26 protein-coding genes are annotated in these 23,413 nt (G+C 70.9%); 12 read left to right on the top strand and 14 right to left on the bottom strand.

All coding sequences use genetic code 11. The features are described 5' to 3' along the window. Window positions 1–83: 83 nt before the first annotated feature. The 3 genes from O3438_RS34215 to mshA form a co-directional block, all read right to left on the bottom strand. A complete protein-coding gene (locus O3438_RS34215; protein ID WP_442929740.1) occupies window positions 84–974 on the bottom strand; it encodes a hypothetical protein in 891 nt (296 codons plus the stop codon). A 639-nt stretch (window positions 975–1,613) separates the two neighbouring features. Beyond that, window positions 1,614–2,129, bottom strand: a complete 516-nt coding sequence (locus O3438_RS25110) for a YbjN domain-containing protein (protein WP_145778762.1) — start codon at window positions 2,127–2,129, stop codon at window positions 1,614–1,616. Window positions 2,130–2,186: 57 nt separating this feature from the next. Next, window positions 2,187–3,551 carry a D-inositol-3-phosphate glycosyltransferase gene (gene mshA / locus O3438_RS25105; protein ID WP_442929654.1) on the bottom strand — a complete coding sequence of 455 codons (1,365 nt, stop codon included), beginning with the start codon at window positions 3,549–3,551 and terminating at the stop codon, window positions 2,187–2,189. A 204-nt stretch (window positions 3,552–3,755) separates the two neighbouring features. Between mshA and O3438_RS25100 the strand changes: the two genes are divergently transcribed. After that, window positions 3,756–4,520: an SDR family oxidoreductase gene (locus tag O3438_RS25100; RefSeq protein ID WP_269682189.1), complete on the top strand. Its 765-nt coding sequence runs from the start codon at window positions 3,756–3,758 to the stop codon at window positions 4,518–4,520. A gap of 15 nt (window positions 4,521–4,535) precedes the next feature. Then, window positions 4,536–5,333: a class I SAM-dependent methyltransferase gene (locus tag O3438_RS25095; RefSeq protein WP_269682188.1), complete on the top strand. Its 798-nt coding sequence runs from the start codon at window positions 4,536–4,538 to the stop codon at window positions 5,331–5,333. A 72-nt stretch (window positions 5,334–5,405) separates the two neighbouring features. On the opposite strand, the gene O3438_RS25090 is transcribed toward O3438_RS25095, so the two are convergent. After that, window positions 5,406–6,488, bottom strand: coding sequence for a UDP-N-acetylmuramate dehydrogenase (locus O3438_RS25090; RefSeq protein ID WP_269682187.1), 1,083 nt, complete (start codon window positions 6,486–6,488; stop codon window positions 5,406–5,408). 69 nt (window positions 6,489–6,557) lie between these two features. Between O3438_RS25090 and O3438_RS25085 the strand changes: the two genes are divergently transcribed. The 6 genes from O3438_RS25085 (at window position 6,558) to O3438_RS25060 (ending at window position 13,104) form a co-directional block, all read left to right on the top strand. After that, entirely contained in the window at window positions 6,558–7,316 is a 759-nt protein-coding gene (locus tag O3438_RS25085) for a maleylpyruvate isomerase family mycothiol-dependent enzyme (protein WP_269682186.1), read from the top strand. Window positions 7,317–7,501: 185 nt separating this feature from the next. Further along, a complete protein-coding gene (locus O3438_RS25080) occupies window positions 7,502–8,809 on the top strand; it encodes an ABC transporter substrate-binding protein (protein ID WP_269682185.1) in 1,308 nt (435 codons plus the stop codon). Window positions 8,810–8,879: 70 nt separating this feature from the next. Beyond that, window positions 8,880–9,869 carry a carbohydrate ABC transporter permease gene (locus tag O3438_RS25075; RefSeq protein WP_269682184.1) on the top strand — a complete coding sequence of 330 codons (990 nt, stop codon included), beginning with the start codon at window positions 8,880–8,882 and terminating at the stop codon, window positions 9,867–9,869. Further along, on the top strand, window positions 9,866–10,699 hold the full coding sequence (locus O3438_RS25070; protein ID WP_145778754.1) for a carbohydrate ABC transporter permease: 834 nt from the start codon (window positions 9,866–9,868) through the stop codon (window positions 10,697–10,699). Before O3438_RS25075 ends, O3438_RS25070 begins: the two co-directional genes overlap by 4 nt. Further along, on the top strand, window positions 10,696–12,075 hold the full coding sequence (locus O3438_RS25065) for a GH1 family beta-glucosidase (protein WP_269682183.1): 1,380 nt from the start codon (window positions 10,696–10,698) through the stop codon (window positions 12,073–12,075). Before O3438_RS25070 ends, O3438_RS25065 begins: the two co-directional genes overlap by 4 nt. A gap of 21 nt (window positions 12,076–12,096) precedes the next feature. Beyond that, window positions 12,097–13,104 carry a LacI family DNA-binding transcriptional regulator gene (locus O3438_RS25060; RefSeq protein WP_269682182.1) on the top strand — a complete coding sequence of 336 codons (1,008 nt, stop codon included), beginning with the start codon at window positions 12,097–12,099 and terminating at the stop codon, window positions 13,102–13,104. A gap of 70 nt (window positions 13,105–13,174) precedes the next feature. Here the strand turns inward: O3438_RS25060 and O3438_RS25055 are convergent, their stop codons facing one another. Further along, window positions 13,175–13,855, bottom strand: a complete 681-nt coding sequence (locus O3438_RS25055) for a hypothetical protein (protein ID WP_269682181.1) — start codon at window positions 13,853–13,855, stop codon at window positions 13,175–13,177. A 224-nt stretch (window positions 13,856–14,079) separates the two neighbouring features. On the opposite strand from O3438_RS25055, the gene O3438_RS25050 reads away from it, so the two are divergent. Continuing rightward, entirely contained in the window at window positions 14,080–14,493 is a 414-nt protein-coding gene (locus O3438_RS25050; protein WP_269682180.1) for a RidA family protein, read from the top strand. Window position 14,494: 1 nt separating this feature from the next. Next, window positions 14,495–15,391, top strand: coding sequence for a GNAT family N-acetyltransferase (locus O3438_RS25045; RefSeq protein WP_269682179.1), 897 nt, complete (start codon window positions 14,495–14,497; stop codon window positions 15,389–15,391). Window positions 15,392–15,398: 7 nt separating this feature from the next. Here O3438_RS25045 and O3438_RS25040 read toward each other — a convergent pair whose 3' ends face one another. Next, a complete protein-coding gene (locus O3438_RS25040) occupies window positions 15,399–15,779 on the bottom strand; it encodes a hypothetical protein (RefSeq protein WP_269682178.1) in 381 nt (126 codons plus the stop codon). Window positions 15,780–15,825: 46 nt separating this feature from the next. Here O3438_RS25040 and O3438_RS25035 point away from each other — a divergent pair, with 46 nt between their 5' ends. Beyond that, window positions 15,826–16,563, top strand: a complete 738-nt coding sequence (locus O3438_RS25035) for a helix-turn-helix domain-containing protein (protein WP_269682177.1) — start codon at window positions 15,826–15,828, stop codon at window positions 16,561–16,563. Between the two features lie 118 nt (window positions 16,564–16,681). On the opposite strand, the gene O3438_RS25030 is transcribed toward O3438_RS25035, so the two are convergent. After that, window positions 16,682–17,200: an O-acetyl-ADP-ribose deacetylase gene (locus O3438_RS25030; protein WP_269682176.1), complete on the bottom strand. Its 519-nt coding sequence runs from the start codon at window positions 17,198–17,200 to the stop codon at window positions 16,682–16,684. A 1-nt stretch (window position 17,201) separates the two neighbouring features. Continuing rightward, window positions 17,202–17,993 (bottom strand): EI24 domain-containing protein, encoded by a 792-nt coding sequence (locus O3438_RS25025; RefSeq protein ID WP_269682175.1) that lies wholly within the window; start codon window positions 17,991–17,993, stop codon window positions 17,202–17,204. 68 nt (window positions 17,994–18,061) lie between these two features. On the opposite strand from O3438_RS25025, the gene O3438_RS25020 reads away from it, so the two are divergent. After that, window positions 18,062–19,030: a helix-turn-helix transcriptional regulator gene (locus O3438_RS25020; RefSeq protein ID WP_269682174.1), complete on the top strand. Its 969-nt coding sequence runs from the start codon at window positions 18,062–18,064 to the stop codon at window positions 19,028–19,030. Here O3438_RS25020 and O3438_RS25015 read toward each other — a convergent pair. From O3438_RS25015 to O3438_RS24990, 6 genes are all read right to left on the bottom strand, one after another. Continuing rightward, entirely contained in the window at window positions 19,021–19,935 is a 915-nt protein-coding gene (locus O3438_RS25015) for an SDR family oxidoreductase (RefSeq protein WP_269682173.1), read from the bottom strand. The genes O3438_RS25020 and O3438_RS25015 overlap by 10 nt on opposite strands. Window positions 19,936–19,988: 53 nt before the next feature. Then, window positions 19,989–20,726 (bottom strand): alanyl-tRNA editing protein, encoded by a 738-nt coding sequence (locus O3438_RS25010; RefSeq protein WP_145778745.1) that lies wholly within the window; start codon window positions 20,724–20,726, stop codon window positions 19,989–19,991. Between the two features lie 11 nt (window positions 20,727–20,737). Beyond that, window positions 20,738–21,625, bottom strand: a complete 888-nt coding sequence (locus O3438_RS25005) for an alpha/beta fold hydrolase (RefSeq protein ID WP_269682172.1) — start codon at window positions 21,623–21,625, stop codon at window positions 20,738–20,740. Then, the gene (locus O3438_RS25000; RefSeq protein WP_088950380.1) at window positions 21,622–21,936 is read right to left on the bottom strand and encodes a DUF2516 family protein; all 315 of its coding nucleotides are present in this window, start codon (window positions 21,934–21,936) and stop codon (window positions 21,622–21,624) included. Before O3438_RS25000 ends, O3438_RS25005 begins: the two co-directional genes overlap by 4 nt. A gap of 71 nt (window positions 21,937–22,007) precedes the next feature. Further along, the gene (locus O3438_RS24995; RefSeq protein WP_269682171.1) at window positions 22,008–22,685 is read right to left on the bottom strand and encodes a hypothetical protein; all 678 of its coding nucleotides are present in this window, start codon (window positions 22,683–22,685) and stop codon (window positions 22,008–22,010) included. After that, window positions 22,682–23,314: a helix-turn-helix domain-containing protein gene (locus O3438_RS24990; RefSeq protein WP_269682170.1), complete on the bottom strand. Its 633-nt coding sequence runs from the start codon at window positions 23,312–23,314 to the stop codon at window positions 22,682–22,684. Before O3438_RS24990 ends, O3438_RS24995 begins: the two co-directional genes overlap by 4 nt. Between the last annotated feature and the right edge of the window lie 99 nt (window positions 23,315–23,413).

The raw sequence follows: 23,413 nt of genomic DNA, 5'->3' as shown, positions 1-23,413 counted from the left end.
CGGTCACAACTGACGAGTATCCGCTGCTCCGGCCTCGGTCTTTGGCAACAGCCGCGTACCCGCCAGCCATTCCCGCAAACACCTCATCCGTCTTCCCGATCGGGTGACTCGGTCCGGAAGAAGTTGCTCGGCCGCCCGTCCCGCAACTGTTCCTGATAAATCAGGTTCAGCCGGCGCAGGTCGAAGGTGTAGAACCACTCATCCCAGGTGATCTCACGGATTCGGCTGCTTTCCCGGTATCCGGGGATGTTGAAGGTCAACACACCCGCCCGGCCATCCCGCTCGGTGCCGGCGATGGTCGCCGGCTTGGCACCCCGAGCCCGGGCCCACCGCTGGATCACCTCGTGATTCGCGGTGATCAGGCTTCGCCCGGGCCGCTCCGGCCGATCCATCGTCGACGAGATCACCTGCGAGCTTCGGACCGATCGCCCGGTCCCCCGTCCGGTCCGGATCCCGCCGGCCGCCGCCGACGGAGGCGCGGTGCGCTTGGCAGGTGCCGCACGCTTCGCCGCCGGCCGCGCCGACGCCTTCTTGGCCGGTGCCTTCTTGGCCGGCGCCTTCTTCGCCGCCGCCTTCCGCGCGGAGGCCGCCTTCCGGGCCGACGTCGTACGGGCCGTCGCTGTCGTGCGCGCGGCCGTCGTCTTGCGGGCGGCCGTCGACTTGCTCGCCGTCGCTGTCTTGCGCGCGGCGGTCGGCCTGCTCGCCGCTGTCGTCTTCTTCGCGGGCGCGGTCTTGCGCGCCCCGCCTGTCGACACCCGCGCTGACGTCACCCTCTTCGCGGCGGTCGTCTTCTTCGCGGCGGCCCGCTTGGCGGGTGCGCTCTTGTTCGCCGGCGCGGCCTTGGCGCGACCAGGTGCCGCCCTCGACGCCGACTTCTTCGTCGCGGCGGCCCGACCGGCCGACGCCCTGGTGCCGGTGGCCCGACCAGCCGGTCCGGTACTGCGCCGGGCCGCACCAGAAGCACCGGAACGCAGCGAGCGGACCAACTGTTTCACCAACTCGGGCTTGCGCAGCGCGGAGATCCCGGAGACCCCGCGTTTGCGTAGCTGCCCGCGGATGTCGTCCACCCGCATTCGGGAGATCTCCGACTCGGAGACCCCTGGGGTACCCGGCGTCTGGTTGCCGGCCTGCCGCTTCGTCCTGGTCGCAGTCCCGCCGCGACCTGAGCTGTTCCGCTGAGCCATGGGACGCTCCGCTCCTCGACACTCCGTCCTCGGCGCGCGGGGGTCCCTTGCCGCACCGCGCGGTGCGGCATACCCGTCAGGAGCAGTCCGAACCTCTGCCGGCTCGCCATGATCGTGCTGCACCCGCCCCGGCCACCAGCGCGCTGCTACGCACCCGCCCTGCCGAAATGCCCCAGCCGAGCGAACCAGCACCGCCTTGATCCACACGGGTTCACCGATATCGCGGTATCCGAACGCCGGGGACACCCCGACTTCGGCGAAACGGAGTGGATCAACCCACAAGCGCAGCACGGTGCGGGGTGACACGCCCAGGGCGTCCCTGGGTGTGCGCGAAGCCTGCGCCGTGTGCGCGGTTCCTGGTTCGGGCACGATCATGGGAAACGGCGCTAGGCGCAAGGCACAGGGCGCGGCGCGGCGCCGGGCGAGCCGTCAGGCCGGGTCCGGGCCGGCGCCGGAGGGCTCGAAGAGATGCGCGAACGCGGCCAGGTTGGCGGTCGACTCGCCGCGCTTGACCCGCCACTCGTACTCGCGTCGGATCGAGCTGCCGAAGCCGATCTCCAGCATCGTGTCGAACGACTCGTCGGCGTACGTGAGCACCGACCCGAGCAGCCGGTCCAACTCGTCGGCGTCCACCCCGGCCGGGTTGACCCGCCCGGTCAGGTAGACGTCGCCGACGGCGTCGGTGGAGAAGGAGACGCCGTACATGCGCGCGTTGCGCTGCAACAGCCAGGCCCACAACTCCTCGCGCCGCTCGTCGGGCTGGCGCATCACGAACGCCTCGATCCGCAGCGCGTGCTCACCGACGATCAGGTTGCAGACCGTCTTGAGCTTGTGGGTGCCCGGCAGGGTCACCGCGTACGAGTCGGGGCCGGTCGACTCCCAGGCCAGATCCCGCTCGGCGCAGACCGACTCGATCAGGGTCGCAAGATCGCTCTTCGGGCTCACCGGACCCACTCTACGACCGACGCGGCCGGCGCACCTGTCGGCGACCGACGCCCGGGGTCACCAGGAGCAGGAGAGCGCGGGACCACCCGCCAGGTCAGCCGCGAGTCGAGCGCGGTGCGCGGCGATGGCCTCGCCGTACACATCGAGCAGACCGGTGACGGTGCGGTCCCAGGAGAAGTGGCGGGCGTGCTGCGCGGCGCCGTGGGCCAGTGCCGCCCGGCGGGCCCGGTCCGGCAGGAGGTGGCCCAGCGCGCGGGCCCAGTCGACCGGGTCATGGCCGTCGATGAGTACGCCGCTGACCTGATCCCGCACAGCCGTGACCAGTCCTCCGACGGCGGCGGCCAGCACCGGCGTACCGCAGGCCTGCGCCTCAAGCGCGACCAGCCCGAACGATTCGTTGTGCGACGGCACCGCGACCAGGTCGGCTGCCCGGTACAGCGCCGGCAGGTCGTCACCGGTGAGCGGTGGCAGGAACCGCACCCCGTCGGCGACCCCGAGCGTGGCGGCCAGCTCGATCAGCGCTGTCGGCCGGTCCAGTCCACTTCCGCTGGGACCGCCGCAGATGACCACTGTCACCTGGTCGGCGAGTGCCGGGTCGCGTTCACGCAGGGCGGCAACCGCGCGGATCAACACGTCGGGGGCCTTGAGCGGCTGGATCCGGCCGACGAAGGCGACCACGTACCCGTCGGCAGGAAGCCCCAGCCGACGGCGGGCCTCGCGGGCAGCCGCCGACCGCTCGCCCGGCGCGGGCCGGAACCGGTCCAGGTCGACTCCCGGTTGTACGACGGACACCCGAGTCGGGTCGGCGTCGTAGCGGGCGAGGAGGTCGCTGGCCTCGACCCGGGTGTTGGCGACCAGCCGGTCGGCCTCGGCGACGACCTGCTCCTCGCCGATGACGCGGGCCTTCGGCTCCGGCCGGTCACCGGCCGCGAGCTGAGCGTTCTTGACCTTCGCGAGGGTGTGCGCGGTGTGCACCAGTGGCACCCCCCACCGCTCCTTGGCCAGCCAGCCGACCTGGCCGGACAGCCAGTAGTGGGAGTGGATCAGGTCGTAGTGCCCGGGCGGGCGCGACGCCTCGGCACGCAGCACCCCGGCGGTGAAGGCGCAGAGCTGCCCGGGTAGCTCCTCCTTGGTGAGGCCCTCCAGGGGGCCGGAGGTGATGTGCCGGACCTGCACGCCGGGTGCCATCTCGACCACCGGGGGAAGGTCACCGGAGGTGGCCCGGGTGAAGATCTCGACCTCGACGTTGGCCTCGGCGAGTCGCCGGGCCACTTCGAGGATGTAGACGTTCATCCCACCGGCGTCGCCCGTGCCGGGCTGGTGCAGGGGGGAGGTGTGCACCGAGAGGGTGGCGATGCGGCGGGGCCGGGGCCACGGTCGGGCACCTCGTTGCCGCCCGACACCGGTGTGCATATCCGCCACATCCGCTCCTTCTTCACGGTTGATGCCGTCTCGCACGACCGGCGCTTCTCGGTCAACCTGTACGCCGGATGTCATCTTCCCCATCGGGCATCGGAAATTCCCCAGCGCGGCCCCCGCGCGTGACGGACCTCATCACCGGACGCCGTCGATGGCTGCCGCACGCCCGGTCGGGGCGGGTCGTGTGGCCGGGGGGACAATGCCGGTATGACCTCTGTCGCCATCGTCACCGGAGCGTCCAGCGGCATCGGCGCGGCCACCGCCCGCCGGCTCGCCGCCGAGGGCTTCCACGTGCTCGCCGCCGCCCGCCGAGCCGATCGGCTCACCGACCTCGTCGCCGAGATCACCGCCGCCGGCGGGCAGGCCACCGCCGTGACCTGCGACATCACCTCGGACGAGTCGGTGGCCGCGTTGGCCGAGGCCGCCGCCCAGGCACCCGGGCCGGTCACCCTGCTGGTCAACAACGCCGGCGGGGCGCGCGGACTGGACCCGGTGGAGTCCGGCTCGGTCGCCGACTGGCAGTGGATGTACGACGTCAACGTGCTCGGCACGCTGCGGGTCACCCAGGCGCTGCTGCCGGCGTTGGAGGCGTCCGGCTCGGGCACCATCGTGGTGGTCTCCTCCACCGCCGGCCTGACCGTCTACGAGGGCGGGGGTGGCTACACGGCGGCGAAGCACGCGCAGACCGCCATCGCCGGCACGCTCCGCCTGGAGTTGTGCGGCCGGCCGCTGCGGGTGATCGAGATCGACCCGGGCATGGTGAAGACCGAAGAGTTCGGGTTGGTTCGCTTCGAGGGCGACGCGGAGCGGGCAGCGGCCGTCTACGCCGGGGTGCCAGGGCCGCTGGTCGCCGAGGACGTCGCCGACTGCATCGCCTGGTGCGCGACCCGCCCGGAGCACGTGAACATCGACCGGCTGGTGGTCCGGCCGCGGGCGCAGGCCGCCCAGCACAAGGTGCACCGGGTCTCCTGACTCGGGGCCGGGCGCATGAGCGGGGCCCCACGACGCCGCCCCCTGGGCGTGGTGACCCGGGGCACGACCAACCCGAACCGGCTGCGTCGAGTGGACAACTGGATCGTCGCCACCTGCGCCGATCGACTGCGGGCGGCGCACGATCCGCTGGTGGTCGACCTGGGCTACGGCGCCACGCCGGTGACCGCCGTGGAGCTGCGCGCCCGGCTGGCGGCCGGGGTTCGTCCGGACGTACGGCTGGTGGGGTTGGAGATCGATCCGGCCCGGGTGGCCGCGGCGGCCCCGGCCGCCGACCCACCCGGCCTCACGTTCGCCCGGGGTGGGTTCGAGCTGGCCGGGCTCCGGCCGGTGCTGGTCCGCGCGTTCAACGTGCTGCGGCAGTACGACGAGAGCGAGGTGCCGCACGCCTGGCAGACCATGACCGGCGCGCTCGCCCCGGGCGGCGCGCTCGTCGAGGGTACGTGCGACGAGTTGGGCCGGCTCGCCACTTGGCTGTTGATCGACGCGGACGGCCCTCGGACGCTGACCCTCGCCGCGAAGCTCACCACGCTGGGCAGCCCGGCGGAGCTGGCCGAGCGGCTACCGAAGGCGTTGATCCACCGCAACGTTCCCGGCGAGCCGGTGCACGACCTGATCCGCGCCCTGGACGACGCCTGGCAGGCCGCCGCCCCGTACGCCACCTTCGGCCCGCGCCAACGCTGGTTGCGGGCTGTGGGCCGACTCCGGGAAACCGGCTGGCCGATCCTGAACGGCCCCACCCGCTGGCGTAAGGGCGAGCTCACCCTCCCCTGGGCGTCAGTGGCCCCCACCTGACGCGTTGATCATGAAGTCATCGTCCCGGCACGCCGATCCGGGCGACGACAACTCCATGATCAACCGGGGGGGTCAGAGGGTGCAGTTGACCAGGACGGGCTCGGGGTGGAGGGTCACGCCGAAGCGGTTGTGGACCTCGTCGCGGATGTCGCGGGCCAGGGCCAGCAGGTCGGCGGTGTGGGCGGTGCCGCTGCGGTTGGTGAGGGCGAGGGTGTGCTTGCTGGAGATGGCCGTGCCGCCCGGCCCGGGGTGCCCCTTGGTGAAGCCGGCCTTGTCGATCAGCCAGGCCGCGCTGACCTTGACCATGCCGTCGGCCCCGGGCCAGGCGGGAGGGTCGCCCACGTCGGCGGCGCGTTCCCGGAGCAGCTCGTACGTCGCACCGTCGAGCACCGGATTGGTGAAGAAGGAGCCGACCGAGCGGGTGTCCGGGTCGTCGGCGTCGAGCACCATCCCCTTGCCGGCCCGCAGTCGCAGCACCGCCGCCCGAGCGTCCGCCAGCGGCACCTGGTCGCCGACCTCGACACCGAGGGCCCTGGCCAGCTCGGCGTAGCGCACCGGCCCGGAGAGCGGAGACCGGGTGAGCTGGAAGTCGACGGAGAGCACCACCCAACGGTCCCCGTACTTGAAGATGCTGCCCCGGTAGGTGAACCCGCACTCGGCGGCGGGGATGATCCGGCGGGTGCCGTCGACCCGGTCGTACACCTCGACACCGGTGATCGTCTCGGCGACCTCCTGGCCGTACGCGCCGACGTTCTGGATCGGGGTGGCGCCGGTCGAGCCGGGGATGCCGGAGAGGCATTCCAGGCCGGCCCAGCCGTTGGCGACGGTGGCGGCCACCAGGTCGTCCCACGGTTCGCCGGCGTCGACGCGTACGGTGACCGATTCGGCGTCCTCCGTGACGACGTGGAGGCCACGGGAGCGCACCAGGACGACGGTGCCGGGGAAGCCGTCGTCGCCGATGACCACGTTGCTGCCGCCGGCCAGGATCAGGACCGGCTCGTCCGCGGCCCGGACCGCCCGGATGATCTCGTCGGCGCTGTCCGCGGCCACGATCCGGGCGGGCGTTCCACCCGTCCCTAGGGTCGTGTAGCCGGCCAGTGGACCGGGGATGGCACGATCGGCTGCGGTTGTCGGCTGGGCGGAGGCGTCTGGCACGCCCTTCACCTTAGGCTGACTGATAGCCGTGGCACCCACTGGTCGCCCGGCACCCCCGGGAGGATGGCGATGAGCAGACTGCAGGGCAGCAAGGATTTTTGGATCGGAGCGCTCCGGACGGAGGGCCCGGCCTTCGCGGCGGCGGTCGCCGAGGCACCGCCGGAGACACCGGTGCTGTCCTGTCCGGGCTGGACGGTCAACGACGTCACACTGCACCTCGCCGGCATCTACCACTGGGTTTCGTCGTTCGTCGGCTCCGGCTCGACCACGCAGCCGGCCCGCCGGGTCCCCCTTGAGGCGGAGCCGGGCGTGAGCCCCCTTCAGCTCTGGCAGCAGGGGTACGACCGGCTGCTGACCGTGTTCGACGGCCTGGACCCGGAGGCGCCGGCCTGGAACTGGGCGCCGCAGCCGAAGAAGGCCGGCTTCTGGCCGCGTCGGATGGCGCACGAGACGGCTGTGCACCGGTGGGACGCCCAGCTCGCGATCGGTGCGGGTGACCCGGTCGAGGCGAAGCTCGCGGCCGACGGGGTGAGCGAGGTGCTGGACACCTGGCTGCCGGCCGGCCGGCGGCAGGTGCCGGGTGACTGGCACGGCGTGGTGCAGCTCTCCGCGACCGACGCGGCCCAGGACTGGTATCTGCGGCTCCGCGGCGAGGGGGTGGCGCTGCTCGACACGGCGACCATCTTCGACCACGACGACCACCACGCCCGCGCGCAGGTCAGCGGCACCGCAAGCGACCTGTTGCTGGCTCTCTGGGGTCGGGTGAGCTTCGAGACGTTGGACGTTGCCGGCGATCCCAACCTGCTGAACGGTCTGCGTACGGGCTGACCGGCTCCACCGCTCCGCGAGGGCGTCACCCATCGACGGGTGGCGCCCTCGCGTACGTCGTCGGTCACGTCGGGATATCAAAGAGAGCGCTCTCTTGACACCGGGTGGAGTGCCCACCACCCTGTCGTGAGAGCGCTCTCTTGCCTATCGATCACCACCGACCACCTTGAGAGAGGTCGAAACCCATGGCTGTCTTCCCGCGCCGCCGCCTCGCCGCGGTGGCCCTCGCCGCGACCACCGCCCTGCTCGTCACCGCCGGCTGCGGCGGCGGTGACGAAGAGGGTGGGGACGGTCCGATCACCCTCACCGTCGACGTCTTCGGCCAGTTCGGCTACGAGCAGCTCTACAAGGACTACATGGCCGCGAACCCCGACGTGAAGATCGTCGAGCGCGGCACGGGCACCAACCTCGACGAGTACTCGCCGAAGCTGACCCAGTGGCTCGCCGCCGGCCGGGGCGCCGGCGACGTCGTGGCCATCGAGGAAGGGCTGATGGTCGAGTACAAGGCGAACCCCGGCAACTTCGTCAACCTGCTGGACCACGGCGCCGCCGACCTCAAGGGCAACTTCCTCGAATGGAAGTGGAACGCCGGGCTGACCGCCGACGGCAAGCAGCTCATCGGCCTCGGCACCGACGTGGGCGGCATCGCCATCTGCTACCGCAAGGACCTCTTCGAGAAGGCCGGCCTGCCCACCGAGCGGGACGCCGTCTCCCAGCTCTGGCCGACCTGGCAGGACTACATCGCCACCGGCGAGAAGTTCGTCGCGGCCAAGACCGGCGCGTCATTCCTCGACGCGGCCACCAACACCTTCAACACCATCCTGCTCCAGACCGCCGGCAACACCACCGGCTACAGCTACTACGACACCAGCGACAACCTCGTCGTCGACAGCAACCCGGCCGTACGGCAGGCGTGGGACACCACGATGGACATCGTCGACTCGGGCCTCTCCGGCAAGTACGGCTCGTGGTCCGAGGAGTGGGTCTCCGCGTTCAAGCAGTCGAAGTTCGCCACCATCGCCTGCCCCGCCTGGATGACCGGGGTGATCGAGGGCAACGCCGGCCCGGCCGCCCAGGGCAAGTGGGACATCGCCCGGGTGCCCGGCAACGGCGGCAACTGGGGTGGGTCACACCTCGCCGTGCCCAAGCAGAGCAAGCACCAGGCCGAGGCGATCGAGCTGGCGAAGTTCCTGACCAGCGCCAAGGGCCAGATCGGGGCGTTCAAGGAGAAGGGCCCGCTGCCCTCCTCGCCGCAGGCGTTGGACGACCCGGCGATCGCCGGCGCGACCAACGCGTACTTCTCCGGGGCACCGGTCGGCACCATCTTCGGAACCGGCGCGAAGAGCCTCAAGCCGGTCTACATGGGCCCGAAGAACCAGGCCGTCCGCACCGAGGTGGAGAACGCCGTCCGGACTGTCGAACTCGGCCAGCGCAACCCGGGGCAGGGCTGGACCGACGCGGTGACCAACGCGAAGAAGGCCGCCGCCAAGTAGCCCAACCCAGCGTGCGGGCGGGCTCCGGTGACCGGAGTCCCGCCCGCACGGCGGAAAGGAGTTCCCGGGCATGACCGTCCAGCTCGACGCCCGTCCGCCGGTCGTACCGGCACCCAAGCGTTCGACGGGTCGCCTCAGCCGGCTCGACACCCGGCTCTCGCCGTACCTCTACATCGCCCCGTTCTTCCTGCTCTTCGCCGTCTTCGGGGCCTACCCGCTGGCGTACACCTTCTGGGTGTCGCTGCACGACTGGGACCTGCTGGGCAGCGACCACCCCTTCGTCGGGATGGAGAACTACACCCGGCTGCTGGCCGACGTCGACTTCTGGCACGCGCTGGTCAACACGCTCGGGATCTTCGTCATCTCGACGGTGCCGCAGTTGCTCGCCGCTCTCTGGCTGGCCAACCTGCTCAACCGGGGCCTGCGGGCGCGTACCGCCTGGCGGATGGCAGTGCTCGTCCCCAACGTCACGTCCACCGCAGCGGTGGCGATCGTGTTCGGGGTGATCTTCGGCCGCGATTTCGGCATGGTCAACTGGCTGCTCGACATGGTCGGGGTGGACGCCATCGGCTGGAAGTCCAACCGGTTCGCCTCCTGGGTGGCCATCTCCGCCATGGTCGACTGGCGGTGGACCGGCTACAACGCGCTGATCCTGCTGGCCGCCATGCAGGCCATCCCCCGCGACCTGTACGAGTCGGCGTCGATCGACGGCGCGAACCGGGCCCGGCAGTTCTGGTCCATCACCGTGCCGCTACTCAAGCCGACGATCATCTTCTGCGCCATCATCGCCACCATCGGCGGGTTGCAGCTCTTCACCGAACCGCGCCTGTTCCACTCCGGCACCAACCCGATCCGGGGCGGACCGATGCGCGAGTCGCAGACGCTGACCATGTACATGTTCGAGAACGCCTTCGCGCCGCACTACAACTTCGGGTACGGCTCGGCCGTGGCCTGGCTGCTCTTCGCGCTCATCGCGATCGTCGCGGCGGTCAACGTCCTGGTCCTCCGCCGCCTCGGCGGCGACTCGGGCCCCGAAACCCGGAAGGGAGCGGCCCGATGAGCCGGCTCTGGCGGGCCAGCCCGCTCACCTACCTCGCTCTGATCGTCGCCGGTGGCCTGTCGGTCTTCCCGATCTGGTGGATGTTCGTGGTCGCCAGCCGGTCCAGCGACGCGATGGGGCAACTGCCGCCACCGATGACGCCCGGCGGCAACCTCGGGGCCAACATCGCCCGACTGTTCGACAACACCGACGCGTACTTCCTGACCGGGCTGATCAACTCGACGATCGTGGCCACCACCGTCACGATCTCCGTGGTCCTGTTCTCCAGCCTGGCCGGGTTCGCCTTCGCCAAGCTGCGGTTCCGGGGGCGCAACGCGCTGCTGCTGGTCATCATCGCGACCATGATGGTGCCGACCCAGCTCGGCGTGATCCCGCTGTATCTGCTGATGACCAAGCTGGAGTGGAACGACCGGCTCCCCGCGGTCATCGTGCCGGCGCTGGTCACCGGTTTCGGGGTGTTCATGATGCGGCAGTACGCCGGCCAGGCGGTCAGCGACGAGCTGATCGAGGCCGCCCGGATGGACGGCTGCGGCACCGCCCGGATCTGGTGGCACGTCGTCCTGCCCGCGCTGCGTCCCGCCGCTGCCGTCCTCGGCCTGCTCACGTTCATGACCACTTGGAACGACTTCCTGTGGCCGTACGCTGTGCTGAACGATCCGGCGAATCCAACAGTGCAACTCTCCCTGCGGGCACTGTCGGACGGGTACTACCAGGACATGTCGCAGGTGTTCACCGGGACAGCCATCGCGACGCTGCCCCTGCTGTTGGTGTTCGTGTTGTTCGGCCGGCAGATCATCGGCGGGATCATGGAAGGTGCGGTCAAGGCGTGAACCAACTCGTTTTCCCTGACAATTTCCTCTGGGGGGCGGCCACCGCCGCATACCAGATCGAGGGCGCGGCCCGCGACGACGGTCGCGGACCGTCCATCTGGGACACCTTCAGCCGTACGCCGGGCCGCGTCTACCAGGGCCACACCGGCGACGTCGCCTGCGACCACTACCACCGGTACGCCGACGACGTGGCGCTGATGGCCGAGCTGGGCCTGCAGGCGTACCGTTTCTCGGTCGCCTGGCCCCGGATCCAACCGGACGGCACCGGCCCGGCCAACCCGCGCGGGCTGGACTTCTACGACCGGCTCACCGACGCGCTGCTCGATCGGGGAATCGACCCGATCGTCACCCTCTACCACTGGGACCTGCCCCAGGCCCTGGGTGACCGGGGCGGCTGGACCAACCGGGACACCGCCGAGCACTTCGCCACGTACGCCACGGCCGTGTACGCCCGCCTCGGTGACCGGATCGACACGTGGACCACCCTCAACGAGCCGTGGTGCTCGGCCTACCTCGGCTACGCCAACGGAATACACGCCCCCGGCGAGCAGGACCCGGGGGCGGCCTTCAGCGCCGTACACCATCTGCTGCTGGGGCACGGCCTCGCGGCGCGGGCGCTGCGCGCGGCCGGCGCGCGCAGCGTCGGCATCACCCTCAACCCCGCCGATGTACGCCCGGCCGACCCGGAGAGCGCGGTGGACGCCGCAGCGGTCCGCCTGGTCGACGGCCTGCACAACCGGATCTTCCTCGACCCGCTGCTGGCCGGCGGCTACCCGGACGACGTTCGCGAGCACGTGGCCCGGATCGTCGAACCGACCTTCGTCCGCGACGGTGACGAGAAGCTGATCGCCGCCCCGATCGACCTGCTCGGCATCAACTACTACGCCCCCGGTTACGTGGCAGGTCGACCCGACGGCGCCGGCAACAGCGCGTACCCCGGCACCGAGGGCACCGTGCACTTCGTGCCGCCGACCGGGCCGCTGACCGACATGGGCTGGATGATCGAGCCGGCCGGGCTGACCCGGCTGCTGGAACGGATCGCCACCGACTACCCCGGCGTGCCGCTGCTCATCACCGAGAACGGTGGGGCGTTCCCCGACAAGCCCGGCGCCGACTCGCCCGACGGGCCGACCCAGGTGATCGACACCGATCGCATCGCCTACCTCGACGGGCATCTGCGCGCGGCGCACGAGGCGATCTCCCGGGGCGTAGACCTGCGCGGTTATCTCGTATGGTCATTACTGGACAACTTCGAGTGGGCGGAGGGTTACCGCAAGCGGTTCGGGATCGTGCACGTCGACTACCTGACCCAGCGGCGCACACCGAAGGCCAGCGCCCGGTGGTACCAGGAGGTGATCTCCCGGAACGGGCTGTGACGAGCGGGGGGGGAAGGCGCGATGACGACGGCGCAGCGGCCGACGCTCGAAGCGGTGGCGGCGCGGGCCGGGGTGTCCCGCGCCACCGTGTCCCGGGTGGTCAACGGCTCCACCACGGTCGCCGAGCCGATCCGGGAAGCGGTCACCCGGGCCGTCGCCGAGTTGGGGTACGTGCCCAACCTCGCCGCCCGCAGCCTGGTCACCCAACGCACCGACTCGGTCGCCCTGGTCATGCCGGAGGCCGCCACCCGGGTCTTCTCCGACGACCAGGTGTTCCCCGGCATCATCAGGGGCGTCAGCCAGGAGTTGGAGGCGGCCGACAAGCAACTGGTGCTGATGCTCGCCGGCTCGCCCGCCGGGCATCAACGGGTCGAGCGCTACACCACCGGCCGGCACGTCGACGGGGTGCTGTTCGCCTCGCTGCACGGCGCCGACCCGCTGCCCGGCACACTGGCCCGCCTCGGCATTCCGGTGGTGGTCAGCGGTCGGCCGCTCGGCGACGTGCCGGTCCCGTACGTCGACGTCGACCACGTGGCCGGCGTGACCGCAGCCGTCCGACACCTGATCGACAGTGGTCGCCGACGCATCGCCACCATCGCCGGGCCGCAGGACATGGTCGCCGGCATCGAACGGCTCAGCGGTTACCGCAGCACGGTCACCGACGCCGGGTTGCCCGAGCTGATCGCCGTCGGCGACTTCACCCGGGAGTCCGGGGCGGCGGCGATGCGGCACCTGCTCACCGAGCACCCCGACCTGGACGGCGTCTTCGCCGCCTCCGACCTGATGGCACACGCCGCCCTGCGAACGCTGCGCGAGGCCGGCCGGCGGGTGCCGGAGGACGTGGCGGTGATCGGCTTCGACGACATCGAGACCGCCGCGTACACCGAGCCGCCGCTGACCACCGTCCGGCAGCCGATCGTGGAACTCGGCCGCGCCATGACCCGCCAACTGCTCCGGCTCGCCGCCGGGGAGACCATCGAGCAGAGGGTCATGCTCCCCACCGAGTTGATCCGCCGAGCCTCGGCGTAGCCCGGGGGCCCTCCTCGTCGAGAAGGGCCCCCGTTGTCCGGTCCGAGGATCGGTGCGGCGCGTCAGCCGATCAGCTCTCCGCGTCCCGGCGGCGTCGTACCGCGATCAGCGTGGCGCCGAGCGCCACCGCGACAGCACCGAGGATGGCCATCGGGATCAGGGTGCCGCCCGCCGACGTGCCGGTGATCGGCAGGTGACTCTTCGTCGGGGTCGCGGTGGGCGGCGCGCTGGTCGGCGGCTGGGTGGTCGGCGGCGGGCTGGTGGGCGGCGGGGTGGTGGGCTGGCCGCTGGCCGCGCAGGTGGCGGTCAGCACGAAGAAGTCCGCCGTACCGGTGATCACCGCGGTGGCGTCGGTCAACGTCCAACCGGCGGGCAGCCGGATCCACGCCTTGCTGGTGCCCATGTCGTTGACGATCGCCCCGCCGTCGGTGGGGATCGTCCGGGTCACGGTGCCGTCGTTCGGGATGCTCCAGGTGCCGGTGACAGTGACGAACTCACCGGAGGTCTCCGGGTTGCCCGGCAGGTTGAACACCCACACGTCCTGGTCCGGGTACGGGCCACCGCCGAGGTTCGGGTCGCAGTCCTGGGTGAACGCCGCCGCGGTCGTGGGGACGTTGCCCGGGTTGATGTCGATGGTGCTGACCTGAGGTGCTGGCTGGGTCGGCTGGGCGAGCGCGCCGCCTGCCGTCCCGATCAGGAGCGCACCGGCTGTGGCGCCGGTTGCGACGAGTCTTACGAGCAGTGCTTGCAACGTTTCCCTCCATGGGCCTTCGGCGATTGCGATTCTCGCTCCGACAGAGGGAGTTAGAACACTCTGCCCCGTTTTAGGCACTTTTACGCCATTCTCCTCCTCGGGAGGTATTCGCAGACACGTCCGCACCGTTGTCTGCGATCACGACCACGAACAGGTCAGGAGGGTTCCCGGCACCGGTTAATCCTTCGCCCCGAGGAAAGATCGTCGCTAGCCTCGCCGGCATGCCGGATCCTGTCGCGCTGCTGCACGTTCCCGCTCTCTCCGACGTCGCCGAGTACGCGTACGCCGCCACCGTGGAGTCGCCCGCCCGGCTCGTCTTCACCGCCGGCGCGTGCCCGCTGGACGCCGACGGACGCACCGTCGCACCGGGCGACCACGCCACGCAGGCCCGGCAGGTGATGGCGAACCTGGAGACCGCCCTCGCGGCGGCCGGCGCGACCCTCACCGACGTGGTCAAGACCACCGTCTACGTGGCGTCGGCCGACCGGGCGGACCTGGTGACGGTCTGGGGGGTGGTCCGCGACTTCTTCGGCGACCACGATCCGCCGAGCACCCTGCTGGGGGTGGCCGTGCTCGGCTATCCCGACCAGCTCGTCGAGGTCGAAGCCGTCGCGGCCGTACGGATGGGGGCCTGACATGCGGATTCGTGTGGCACAGCCGGACGACGCGCCGGCCGTGGTGGCCCTGCGGGCGATCGTCTACCCCTACCTGGTGCGCGGGGTCGAGTCGACCCGGAAGATGCTCGCCGAGCCACCACCCGAGGAGGGCTGGACGGCCTTCGTGGCCGAGGTCGACGCCCAGGTGGTCGGGTGGGTGTCGGCGCAGTGCGCCAGCTGGACGTCCACGCCGGACTTCGGCGACATCTCGATGCTGCACGTACATCCGCAGTACCGGCGACGAGGCGTCGGCACGGCCCTGCTGACCGCCGCCACCGATCATCTCCGCCCGCTGGGAATCCGCCGGGTCCGCGCCACGGTCCTGCCGGACGCGCTGCCGTTCGCCCGCCGGCACGGGTACGAGCCGAGCCGCGAGGTGCGCTACTCAGCACTCGACCTGAACACGGCACCCGCGCTACCCGCGTTGCCCCCGGGCGTGCGGCTGCTCCCGATCGCCGACCTGGACCCGCGCCTGCTGTACGAGGCGGACGTGGCCGCGGCGGCCGACGAGCCGAGCGACGTGCCGGTCGACACGATCAGCTACGAGAGCTGGCAGTACGACGCCTGGGACAACCTCGGTCTGGACAAGGCGTCCAGCGCTGTGGTCGAGGTCGATGGCAGGATCGTGGCCTTCAGTCTGGTGAAGCGGGACGGAGACCGGATGTGGTCGGACTTCACCGGCACCATTCCGACGTACCGGGGACGAGGGCTGGCCCGACTGGCCAAGACGGCGGCGCTGCACCGGGCCGCCGCCAACGGGGTTCGGACCGCGTACACCTCGAACGACGAGGCGAACGGGCCGATGCTCGCGATCAACACCCGGCTGGGCTACCGGCCGGTGGCCTCCCAGTGGACCTGCCTGGCCGACCTGGCCTGATCGTCAATCACCCTGCCGGGCGCGATCGGCGGGCCAGGGACAACCACCCGAGAAATCGGGTGTGCATCACGGCGAGATCGGGGCGACCGCCCAGGGCGTACATGTCGTCGACGGCCTCTTGCATCGACGAGGCCAGGTAGAATGCCAGAGCGATCGAATGACCGTAGAACTCGGCAATGAGGTCGAGTTGAGCTGGACCGCAGGGCCACGGCGCAGCGCAGTTGCGACACAGCCACGCAGGGCGCATCGGCAGGTGCGGCCGGGGACGGGCGTTCATCGGCCGCATCTCGGGCATGTCTTCCTCTCCGATCATCAGCAGAGGCCGCTGTGCGCTTTCAGCAGTGGTACAGATACCTGCACGGTTCCAGCGGGTATCGGACGCCTGCACCGTCCGTGTGCGACCATCGGGGACGTCTAGGAAAGGTCCCCTTGCGATGACGCGAAACGACGTTCTCGGGCACGCCCTCAAATCCGCGGGGCTGACCGTTAATGACCTCGCCGAGAAGTGCAGTGTGGACGCGAAGACGGTTGAGCGGTGGATCAGCAGGGGCCGCGTCCCTCACCCTCGCTCCCGGATGCGGGCCGCTGGGGTGTTGGGTCAGGATGTAGAGGTGCTATGGCCCGAAGCTGTCCGCCGCGCCGTCAAAGTCGGCTCGGACCGTGAGGTGGTTGGCGTGTACGCACGCCGATCCGACCTTCCACGTTCTCTGTTTCGCGAGTTGATCGACAAAGCGGGCACCCGACTGTGGTTCGGCGGATACACGAGTTATTTCGTGTGGCTCGAGGTGCCCAACGCCGCCACCACGCTCGGCAAGAAGGCCCAAGACGGTGCCGATGTGCGTTTCCTGCTAGGCGATCCCAGCAGCGAGGTCACGACGGCGCGAGAGCGCATCGAGGCCACTCCCCTCACGCTCGCGACCCGCATCGCGATGACCCAGGCGGAGATCTCGAAGTCTCCGCAACCGCTTGCCATCCGAATGTCAGAACGACACGTTGCCATGTCCGTCTGGGTCTTCGACGACGAGGCGATCGTGGCTACGCACATAGGTGCGGGACTGGGGCAGGATTCGGTGACGATGCACCTGCGACGCCGAGAGAGTGGCGGCCCGTTCGATCGTTATGTGGAGCACTTCGAGTCCCTGTGGGAAGACGCGCGGGATTCGGGATCGTGATGACGGAACCCCGGCCCTCGGGCGTCGGCGGTGTCGCTCGGGTAAGCGATATACCTCTGAGGCATAAATATGACTCTGAGGTATACGGCTCATCAGCGACTCCCGAAGGGCTGCGCTCCTAGGCTGCGGCGGCGAAGATCCGCCGTGCCCTCTCGTGAGTGTCCGCCCCGAACAGCACCAGGCGCGCCTCGGTGACGGCGGTCGGGGTGGCCGAGCGCAGCACGCCGAGGGCCTGGCGGACCGCGTCGTCGATCGGCCAGCCGAAGATGCCGGCGGAGATCAAAGGAAAGGCCACAGTCGACGCGCCCAGATCGTCGGCAACGCGCAGGCTGTTCGCGTAGCAGTCGCGCAGCAGCGCCGACCGGTCCTCGCTGCCGGACCAGACCGGCCCGACAGTGTGGATCACCCAACGGGCCGGCAGCTCACCGGCAGTGGTCGCCACCGCCTGCCCGGTCGGCAGCCCTCGGCCGTAGTGGGATGCCCGCAACGCCCGGCACTCGGCGAGGATGGCAGGACCGCCGCGCCGGTGGATGGCCCCGTCGACGCCACCGCCACCGAGGAGGGACGAGTTCGCGGCGTTCACGATGGCGTCCACCTGCTGGGTGGTGATGTCGCCCTGGACCAGGGTGATCTCCATGTCAGCTCTCCTCGATCGGCTGACCGAGCGAGCGTCGGGCCAGCAGGGTCGCGCCGGCGACCGCAGCCGGCATGATCAGTACCGCGCCGAGCGGAATGAGGAAGCAGAGGAAGACCGCCACCCCGAAGCCGAGCGAGGTGGGTCGGTCGGCCTTCAGGATCGTCCGGCGCTGCGGCAGCCGCATCCCACGCCGGTAGAACGGTGCCCCGACCAGCTCCACGGCGAGGAACCAGCCGCCGACAGCCGCCCCGATGACCGGGACGACCGTCTGCCCGACGACCGGGATGAAGCCGGCGAGGAAGAGCGGAATCCCGACCAGGGCGGCGAGCGCCACCATGCGTACCGAGTCCGCGGAGCTGCGGCGCAACGACGACCAGAAGGGTACGTCCACAGCGCCGGGCGTGCCGCCGTACCGCTGCTCGACCTGCTCGGAGATCTTCTCGTAGAACGGGTCGCCGATGACCAGGGTGACAGCGGTGAAGCTGACCACCGCGAGCAGGCCGCCGAGCCCCAGGAAGGCCAGCCCGGCGACCACCCGGACCAGGCTGCGGCCGGTCTTCGACCAGTCGTCGGCGAACGGGGTGACCAGCGCGGCGAGGTCGTCCACGAAGTACACCAGGGTGGCGAACGCACCCACGAAAAGGGCACCGGAGATCAACGCCGGCACGATGCCGAGCAGCATCAGCCCCGGGCTGCGCACATAGAGACCGAGCCCCCGCAGGAGCAGCCCCGCCCCGGCGAGGAAGCGGCCGACGGCCCCGGTCACCGGGCTGGCGATTCTGCTGGCGTCCACGATCGAGCAGCCTAACGACCGGTGATCGAATCCGCCGGGCGGCGAGCGGTACGAGGCAGGATGGGCTGGTGCGCGCCTCCCGACTGATCTCACTGCTGCTGCTGTTGCAGGCTCGCGGCTCGATGACGGCGGGCGAGCTGGCACGGGAGCTGGAGGTCTCCGAGCGGACCGTCTACCGGGACGTGCTGGCGCTCTCGGCCGCCGGGGTGCCGGTCTACGCCGACCGGGGTCGGGACGGCGGATACCGGCTGCTCGGCGGTTACCGCACCCGACTGACCGGGCTCACCCGGGACGAGGCGGAAGCGCTCTTCCTCTCCGGGCTGCCCGGGCCGGCTGGTGACATGGGGCTCGCCGACGCGGTCGCCGCCGCCGAGCTGAAGGTGCTCGCCGCCCTGCCGCCGGCCCTGCGGGACGCCCCGACACGTGCGGGGCAGCGGTTCCACCTGGACGTGCCGGGCTGGTTCCGGGAGACCCCGCCGCCACCGTTGTTGACCGAACTGGCCCGCGCGGTCTGGCGCGACCGGGTGGTGGAGTTGCGCTACCGGCGCGGCAACCGGGAGGTGACCAGGCGGGTCCAGCCGTACGGGCTGGTGCTCAAGAGTGGGGCCTGGTATCTGGTCGGTCGGGTCGACGACGACACCCGCACCTACCGGGTGGACCGGGTGACCGGAGTCGAGGTCGGCGAGGAGAGCTTCGCGCGGGACGAGGGCTTCGACCTGGCCGGGCATTGGCGCGAGCAGACCGGGTCGTTCCTGCGGACCATCCTGCGGGCCGAGGCCACCGTCCGGCTCAGCCCGGCGGGCCTGCGCCGGCTCCGGCACCTGGTCGATGCCCCCTTCGTGTACGACGAGGTGGTGGCCGCCGCCGGCGAACCCGACGGGCAGGGCTGGGTGGTGGCCCGGCTGCCCGTCGAGTCCGTCGAGGTGGCGTACCACCAACTGCTGGGGCTCGGCCCCGAGGTGGAGGTCCTCGACCCACCCGCGCTGCGGCAGTTGTTTGCCGAGGCGGCCGGCCGGTTCCAGGCGCTCTACCGGTAGCCGGTGACGTCCGACGGTTTGCCCGCGTCGACCACCTCGGTGATGTAGCGGAAGCCCTCGGGTTGGCTACCGTCGAGGTCGGTGAACCCGTACACCTTGGACAGCGTGCCGGCGTCGACGGACTGGCCGTTCCAGCGGGCCTTCTCCTCGTCGGCGGCGAGCGCGGCCACCGCCCGGCCGACGAAGGCCGGCGTCTCGGAGATGAGGAAGTTCGGGTCGGTGGCGGCTCCGTCGCGCCAGTTGTCCTCGGTCACGCCGAAGTGCTCCAGCATCGCCTCGGAACGGATCCAGCCCGGGGTGAGCGCGACGGCGGTGCAGTCGTGCGGCTTCAGCTCGTGCGCCTGGATGAAGGCGAGCCGGTTGACCGACACCTTGGCCAGGTCGTAGAAGAGCGACAGCCGGTAGTTGTCGTCGTTGTACGCCTTGGTGCCGTCGCCCATCTCCACCACCAGGCCGCCGGGCTTGCGGATCAGCAGCGGCAGGGCGAAGTGGCTGGTGATGATGTGGGTGTCGATGGCCAGTCGAAGGGTTCGGAAGCCGGCGTCCAACGGCTGTTCCCACACCGGCTTTTCCCAGGTGACCAGTGGGTCCCCACCCCAGATGTCGTTGACCAGCACGTCGAGGCGGCCCTGCTCGGCGTCGATCCGGGCGACGAGGTCGCGGACCTGCTCGGGCACCAGGTGGTCGACCTGGACGGCGATGCCGGTGCCTCCGGCCCTGGTGACCAGCTCGGCGGTCTCCTCGATGGTCTCCGGTCGGTCCATCTCCGAGCGGCCCGCCCGGGTGCTGCGGCCGGTGGCGTACACGGTGGCGCCGGCAGCCCCGAGTTGCACGGCGATCTGCCGCCCGGCGCCTCGGGTGGCACCGGCGACGAGCGCGATCTTTCCTGCGAGCGGTTGTGTCATGCCTGCGAGGCTGCCAGCGATACCTGACAGCCGACGTCCGAATTATCGAACTGTCAGTCCACCAGGCGGACGCGGACCCGGCGGTTGGCCCGGCCCTTGCTCTCCACCTTGACCACCTGCACCTTGCCGATCTGCGCGGTGGATGCGACGTGGGTGCCGCCGTCGGCCTGAACGTCCAGCCCGACGATGTCGACGATCCGGACCTCCTGCTCGTCCGGCGGGATCAGGTTGGACTGGGTGCGGATGATGTCCGGCAGGGCCAGCGCCTCGGTGCGCGGCAACACCCGCACGGCGACCGAACGGTCAGCGGCCACCTCGGCGTTGACGAGTTCCTCGATGCGGCTCTTGAAGTCCGGTGGCACCTCGGGGAGGTTGAAGTCCATCCGGGCCTCACCGGGCTCCATCGAGTTGCCGGTCACCAGCGCGCCGAAGTCGCGGAACACCACGCCGCAGAGCACGTGCAACCCGGAGTGGGTACGCATCAGCCGGGTCCGACGCTCGTCCTCCAACGCACCGACGACCTCGGTGCCGACCGGCGGGAGCGGGTCACCCTCGGCGGGGATCAGGTAGAGGTCGTCGCCCTTGCGGGTGCCGACGATCCGGGTCTGCACGCCCTGCCACAGCAGAACGCCGTGGTCCGGCGGCTGACCACCGCCGCCCGGGTAGAAGGCGGAGCGGTCCAGCACGATGCCCTGCTCGGCGTCGGCGTGCAGGACCGTGCACGTCCATTCGCGCAGGGTCGGGTCGGCGAGGTCGAGCCGGTGTGTCCGGCCATGCTGTGTGACGCCCATGACAGGGCACGTTACTCGTTGAGGAAGCCGGCGATGCGGTCCCGCAGGTCGGCGCGTTCCGACCAGAGGACGCCGGGCCGGTCGTACACGTGGAGGGTGGCCTGCGGCAGTGCGGCGGCGAGCCGCTCGGCGACGTCGACCGGGTGCAGCTCGTCGCCCGCGTTGGCGATGACCAGCGCCGGCGCGGTGACCGCCGCGAGGTCGCTCGTGGCGCGCAGCGGCGTCTGGTCCGCGAGGCTGGCCAGGCTGCCGGCGAGTCCGTCGCGGAGCAGCTGGTCGAGTCTCTGCCGCAGGTACGCCCAGCCGGCGGGAGTGTTGCGCACCGCCGCGGGCAGCTCCAGGGTGACGACGTCGGCGACCACCGAGGCGTCTCCGCTCTCCACGGCCTCCAGCAGGTCGGTGATGCGGTCACCAGCCACCGGGCCGCGCGGCTGGTCGAGCACGGCGGGCAGGAAGAAGACCAGCTTCTCGAAACGGTCCGGGCTCTCCGCGAGCAACCGGCAGAGGGCCCCGGCGCCGAGGCTCGCGCCGAAGGCGCGGCTGGCACCGCCCAGGTCGGCGATCGCCCGAAGGTCGCGGGCCAGGTCGGAGTACGTCCACGGCCCGTCCGGCGCCTCGGATCGGCCGTGCCCACGGAACTGGAAGAACACCTTGCGGCCGGTCACCCCACTGCCGAACGGGCGGGTGGTGGCGATGCCGTTGCCCAGCCCGTGCGCGAACACGGTCACCGGGTCACCGGTGCCGGTGACCAGCCGTTCCAGCTGTACGCCGTGCGGGGTGGCGACCAGGTCGGTGTCCGGTTCCGGGAGCGCCGGGCGGCCGGTACGCGGCCCACCCGGGCCGGGCCCCCAGGTGCGGGGCCCGCTGTCCGGTGGAGGGGGCCAGCGAAAACCTCTCACCAGAACCCTTTGCCGTCGCTGAGGTCGCGCAGACCGACCCGAACGTCGAGCAGGTAGATGAGACCGGCGGCGATGCCGATCAGTCCGAAGAGGCTGATCGGCCCGAAGCCGAGCAGGGTCAGCACGAGGCAGACCGCCAGGATGGCGATCCAGCCACCCTTGGGAAGCGTCCCGATGGCGGGAAAGGCGTCGGAGCGCTGCGTGATCGCGTGCACCAGGGCGACGCCCTGAACGATCAGCGCGAAGACGAGCAGGATCAGCTCGATCACGTAGCGGACTTCGAACGCGAAGATCGGCGCGGCGTTGGCCATGCCGGCAAGCTTATGTCGAGGACCCCGGCTTCGTCCGACAAGGACGCCGCCGGGGTCGTCGACAGGGGTTACTACTCGGCCGCCGGGCGGGTCCGCTTGGTGGCCCGGGGCAGCTTGGCCGACGGGGTCGCGGCCGGCTTCGCGGCCTTCGGGGCGCGCGTGGCCTTCTTGACGGCGGCCGGCTTGGCCTCGGCGATCTCGGCCACGTCGGCCGGGGTCGGCACCTCGGCCGGGGTCGGCACCTCGGCCGGGGCGGTGGCGGTGGTGGCCGGGGTGGTCTCCGCCGCCGTCACGGCCTGCGTGGCCTCGATGTCGGCGTTGACAGTGTCGGCGGCTTCCAGCACACCAGCGCCGACAACCCGCTCACCACGGGCGACCAGCGCGCCGTACGCGGCGAAGGCCCGCTCCTGGGCGACCTGGGCCCCGGCGATCACCATGGCGGCGTTGCGGGTCGCGGCGGCCCGCAGCTTGTCCAGGTCGGCAACCTCGCGCAGCTTGGCCAGGTCGGCGGCTTCGCGCAGCTTGGCCAGGTCAGCCGACTCGCGGAGCTTGGCGAGGTCCAACTCGTTGGCCTTCTGACGAAGCTCGTAGCCGGTCAGCACGGCCCGACCACCCAGGTCGGCGACGACGCGGGTGCTGAGGACACCGACCACGGCGGGCAGCTTGCGCAGCTGCTCGATGGCCAACTCACCGGCGCCGGCGGCGGCGTAGATCGGGGCGGGGATGCGGTTGGTCTTCGGCTCGCTCATGACGTCTCCTCTTCGGCCGCCTCGGCGGCCTTGCGTGCCGCCGGACCGGCGGCCTTCTTCTCGGGGGTGTTGGTGGTGCCCGGGGCGGGTGCGGTGCCCGCCTCGGTGACGGCGACCGACTCGATCACGGCTTCGGTCGGGGTGCCGCCCGCGGTGGTGGGACCGGTTGCGGCCAGGTTCGCCAGGTCGGCGGGCTCGTCGCCGACGTCGGTCGGGCTGGTCGCCCCGGGCGTGCCGCCGGTGGGCCCGGTGCCGCCGCCCTCGGCGGCCGCCTGGGCCTCGGCCAGCCGGGTGTTCTCCCGACGGAACGTCTCGTAGATCTGGGTGAGGGACTGCTTCTGGGCCATCGTCAGGTCGGTGTCCACGGCGATGGCGGCGAGCACACCGTGGCCTTCCTTGTCGTCGAGCAGGCCGGCGCGCAGGTACATCGCCGGGGTGGAGACCCGCAGCGCGCTCGCCAGTTGCTGGAGCACCTCGGCGCTGGGCTTGCGCAGGCCGCGCTCGATCTGACTGAGGTACGGGTTGCTGACCCCCGCCTGCTCGGCGAGCTGCCGGAGCGAGATCTTGGCGTTACGCCGTAGATCGCGGATGAACCCGCCGACGTCGGGAAGGTCCTTCGGTGTGGCCATGACTGCGACGTTAACCGGCTCCGCTAGCTCCTGCAAGCAAAATGCTAACCATAGTTAGCAACGTCTCAGCACCGTGGTTGCGCCCCGCTCCACGGGTCC

This window comes from Micromonospora sp. WMMC250 (genome assembly GCF_027460215.1).
GTDB classification, from domain to species: Bacteria; Actinomycetota; Actinomycetes; order Mycobacteriales; family Micromonosporaceae; genus Micromonospora; species Micromonospora taraxaci.
This window is presented reverse-complemented; position numbering and strand designations above follow the sequence as displayed.

Bases quoted from the DNA above. Each gene is read 5' to 3' on its own strand.
- O3438_RS25050 (WP_269682180.1), top strand. From the start codon at position 14,080: ATGCCGGATCCTGTCGCGCTGCTGCACGTTCCCGCTCTCTCCGACGTC.
- O3438_RS25085 (WP_269682186.1), top strand. From the start codon at position 6,558: ATGAGCAGACTGCAGGGCAGCAAGGATTTTTGGATCGGAGCGCTCCGG.
- O3438_RS25035 (WP_269682177.1), top strand. From the start codon at position 15,826: ATGACGCGAAACGACGTTCTCGGGCACGCCCTCAAATCCGCGGGGCTG.
- O3438_RS25070 (WP_145778754.1), top strand. From the start codon at position 9,866: ATGAGCCGGCTCTGGCGGGCCAGCCCGCTCACCTACCTCGCTCTGATC.
- O3438_RS25095 (WP_269682188.1), top strand. From the start codon at position 4,536: ATGAGCGGGGCCCCACGACGCCGCCCCCTGGGCGTGGTGACCCGGGGC.
- O3438_RS25075 (WP_269682184.1), top strand. From the start codon at position 8,880: ATGACCGTCCAGCTCGACGCCCGTCCGCCGGTCGTACCGGCACCCAAG.
- O3438_RS25015 (WP_269682173.1), bottom strand. From the start codon at position 19,935: ATGACACAACCGCTCGCAGGAAAGATCGCGCTCGTCGCCGGTGCCACC.
- O3438_RS24990 (WP_269682170.1), bottom strand. From the start codon at position 23,314: ATGGCCACACCGAAGGACCTTCCCGACGTCGGCGGGTTCATCCGCGAT.
- O3438_RS25100 (WP_269682189.1), top strand. From the start codon at position 3,756: ATGACCTCTGTCGCCATCGTCACCGGAGCGTCCAGCGGCATCGGCGCG.
- O3438_RS25080 (WP_269682185.1), top strand. From the start codon at position 7,502: ATGGCTGTCTTCCCGCGCCGCCGCCTCGCCGCGGTGGCCCTCGCCGCG.
- O3438_RS25030 (WP_269682176.1), bottom strand. From the start codon at position 17,200: ATGGAGATCACCCTGGTCCAGGGCGACATCACCACCCAGCAGGTGGAC.
- O3438_RS25010 (WP_145778745.1), bottom strand. From the start codon at position 20,726: ATGGGCGTCACACAGCATGGCCGGACACACCGGCTCGACCTCGCCGAC.
- O3438_RS25060 (WP_269682182.1), top strand. From the start codon at position 12,097: ATGACGACGGCGCAGCGGCCGACGCTCGAAGCGGTGGCGGCGCGGGCC.
- O3438_RS25045 (WP_269682179.1), top strand. From the start codon at position 14,495: ATGCGGATTCGTGTGGCACAGCCGGACGACGCGCCGGCCGTGGTGGCC.
- O3438_RS25000 (WP_088950380.1), bottom strand. From the start codon at position 21,936: ATGGCCAACGCCGCGCCGATCTTCGCGTTCGAAGTCCGCTACGTGATC.
- O3438_RS24995 (WP_269682171.1), bottom strand. From the start codon at position 22,685: ATGAGCGAGCCGAAGACCAACCGCATCCCCGCCCCGATCTACGCCGCC.